The following is a 2,877-nucleotide window of genomic DNA, read 5'->3' as shown; positions in this document are numbered from 1 at the left end:
GGGCACGCTGACATGCACATGCGGCAGCCGATGCACTTCTCATAATCCTGTCGCACGACACCCGTCTCGGGATCCTTGTAGGTGGCGCCCACGGGGCACACCTTCACGCATGCAGGATTGTCGCAGTGCTGGCATGCAAGCGGCAGGTACGAAAGAATCCCGTTCGGAAACTCACCCTTTGGCATGTCCATACTATCGCCGCCGTCCGTAAGTACCCTATTCCACCATGTTTCTTTGGACAGATTATTCTCGTACCGGCAAGCAACAGCGCAAGTATGGCAGCCGATGCAGCGTTTCGTATCGATAGCAAATCCATAGCGCATGATCTACTCCTCCCATTTCTTAATCTCGACAACCGCATCATAGAAGATATAGCCGCCCGCACACACATCACCCGCATTCATCGTCATCTCCTGATACCCGCCTGCGATGAATTGATGGCGCTGCCAGCCTTTAGGTATATAGCAAACGCTTTCAGGGAGAGAGTCGTCGATGATGGCCTTCAGAACACAGTGGCCTCGATCGTTAAACACTTCGACGACCTCCATATCCTCGATACCTCGGCTGGAAGCGTCGGGGCGGGAGATATGGCAGTAAGGCTCTTTGTCTATCTCTCTAATGGTTTCGCTTGCGAACCATTGCGTGTGAGTACGCCCGCGTTGGTGCAGCGTCAGATAGCTGAGCGGGTATTTTTTACGAATTTCCGCATGAGGCCAATTCTCGTTGGGAGGCAACCAAATAGGGAACTGCTGCTCTTTGGCTTCGCTTTGCCAATCTTGGCCGTAATCGTACCGAGCGCCCGGAATCTCACAATAGAGCTCTGCACGTCCGGAGGGAGTGGGGAACTCCGCGCCATATCCACCGATTATCCACGGCTCTTCTTCCGTGCCCAAGCAACGCAGCGCCTTCTCTTCCTTTAAACGTCGCTGAGTAAAACCTTTGGCGCGCATCGCATCTGAATCAAAGGCTATATCGATCCACTCTTCGTCCGTTCGATGGGGATAAGCCTCGCCAGCTCCTAGCGCTTCGGCAAGAAGCGTGCTGATCTCGTTGTCGGTCTTACATTCCCACAACGGCTCAATGGCCTTTCCTCCGTACACAATATAGGGATTCGAGAAGTTACCGCGAATATCGGTACATTCCAACCAGAAGGCAGCGGGCAATACGTAGTCGGCATAGCGAGCGGTATCGGTCATCTCAATCTCAAGGGAAACGATAAGCTCTAGATTCTTCACATCTTCGTCAACCCATATACGTTGCTGACAGCGATTGCTTGCGACGTTATCGCAATTGCCGATATAGCCTTTTATGGGATAGTCTTTGCCTTTGAACTTGCCTGTTTTAACCACATCGGACCAAGCACAGGAGGCAATGATGCCATTACATTTGTCAGCTTTTACGGGATTAGTCCCCCGAGACATAGCTACATTCTGACCCAGCGGAGAGAGCGTCCCTTTGGGCGCACCAGGACCGCCGATACCCGTGCCATGGCGAGAAAGATTATTGGTAAGAGCATGGAGAATCGCGAGCGCCTGCCCCCAAAGATGACCACCCCTATAGTGGTCAATACCGTATTGGGTATAGGCCGTTACGGGATCACCCGAAGCGTAGATGCTCACTATTTCATTAATGGTTTGCAAGGGAACGCCTGACAGATCGGATGCATCTTCAACCGTGTACTGTGACATATGTTCTTTTAGGGCGGAATACACGGTTTTCACCTTGATTCCTTGCACTTCAAACTCACCTTCGAGAACTGGAGTGTCACATTCGGTATACAGCTTAATCGAACCCGTTTGCTCATCCATTACGTAGGCAGGATCCTTTTTCGTGCTTCCCACAGCATTAAGGGTTTTCGCATCGCGGACTTTGGCCAACTCCCCACCCGCAATATCCGAGAGGCGCAAGAAAAGACCTGTATCTTGGCGAATTAAAAACGATCCGGTCGTGTATTTTTTGACGTATTCGACATCAATTCGATTGGCTTTTACAATTTCGTTAAGAATTGCCAGGGTCACATAAAGATCGGTTCCGGCCTTTATCTGGATATATTCATCGCAATACTGCGAAGTGGCCGAACGAATGGGATCGATACACAGCAGACGCGCCCCTTTGTCTTTCGCCGCAAGAATGATACGCCAAGTCTGCGGTTGGGTCCAGGTAGGGTTGGCACCCCAGATCAGAATATGTCTGGCATCGATCATATCTTTCGGCTCGTTGCTGTATCCAAAAACTCCACCGCCCATGACGCGATTCGTTCCCCAGCCAAGCGCAAAATCATACATTGCCGCAGGTGCGGTGCCTCCGATAGAGTACATGAGCCTGCGAAGGGCACTCCCTTGAACCGCTCCATAATTCCCTGATGCAACATTAAAGGACATAGCCTTTTCGCCGTACGTCTGCTGGATGTCCTTGATCTTGCCGGCTATCTCACCGATAGCCTGTTCCCAGGAGATGCGCTCCCACTCACCCGCACCTCGCTCGGTGCCTTCGACGCGTTTCAGGGGGTACTTTACTCGAGCGTCGCTGTAGGTTCTTTCGTGCATGCTTAAACCACGAAGACAGCATCCTGAGTAAATATCCTCAGGATAGTTCCCACGCGACATCTTGACTACTTTCCCATCTCTGACATGAGCATTCAGCATGCATGCCTGAAAGCAATTTGCTCTGCAAATCGTCGAAACAAGCGATTCTTCTCCACCCGTCTCGCTCTGCGCTAGTGCCGTCAGCGTTGGTGTCCCCCCGATAACGGCAGTCGCACCCGCAATTGCAGCGGTGGTCTTCAGAAAACTCCTGCGGGTCAAGCCGCTGTGCGGGTCATTCGTTCCTGACATTTCTCCTCCTTATGAAAGAATGTGTCAGGATACCCCGTTTGAA

Annotated in this window: 2 protein-coding genes; both read right to left on the bottom strand. The window is 51.8% G+C overall.

Annotated elements, in window-relative coordinates; translation table 11 throughout:
- Window positions 1–323, bottom strand: a 323-nt coding sequence (locus RR842_RS13455) for a 4Fe-4S dicluster domain-containing protein (RefSeq protein WP_332730096.1), incomplete at its 3' end; no start/stop codon positions are given.
- A gap of 3 nt (window positions 324–326) precedes the next feature.
- The gene (locus tag RR842_RS13450) at window positions 327–2,834 is read right to left on the bottom strand and encodes a molybdopterin-dependent oxidoreductase (RefSeq protein WP_332730095.1); all 2,508 of its coding nucleotides are present in this window, start codon (window positions 2,832–2,834) and stop codon (window positions 327–329) included.
- Between the last annotated feature and the right edge of the window lie 43 nt (window positions 2,835–2,877).

Origin of the sequence: Gordonibacter sp., from assembly GCF_036667095.1 — a bacterium.
In the GTDB taxonomy this organism is placed as follows: Bacteria; Actinomycetota; Coriobacteriia; order Coriobacteriales; family Eggerthellaceae; genus Gordonibacter.
Note: the sequence above shows the minus strand (reverse complement) of the source record. Positions and strands in the feature narration are given on the sequence as shown.

Coding starts and splice junctions, on each gene's coding strand:
- RR842_RS13450 (WP_332730095.1), bottom strand. CDS start 2,834: ATGTCAGGAACGAATGACCCGCACAGCGGCTTGACCCGCAGGAGTTTT.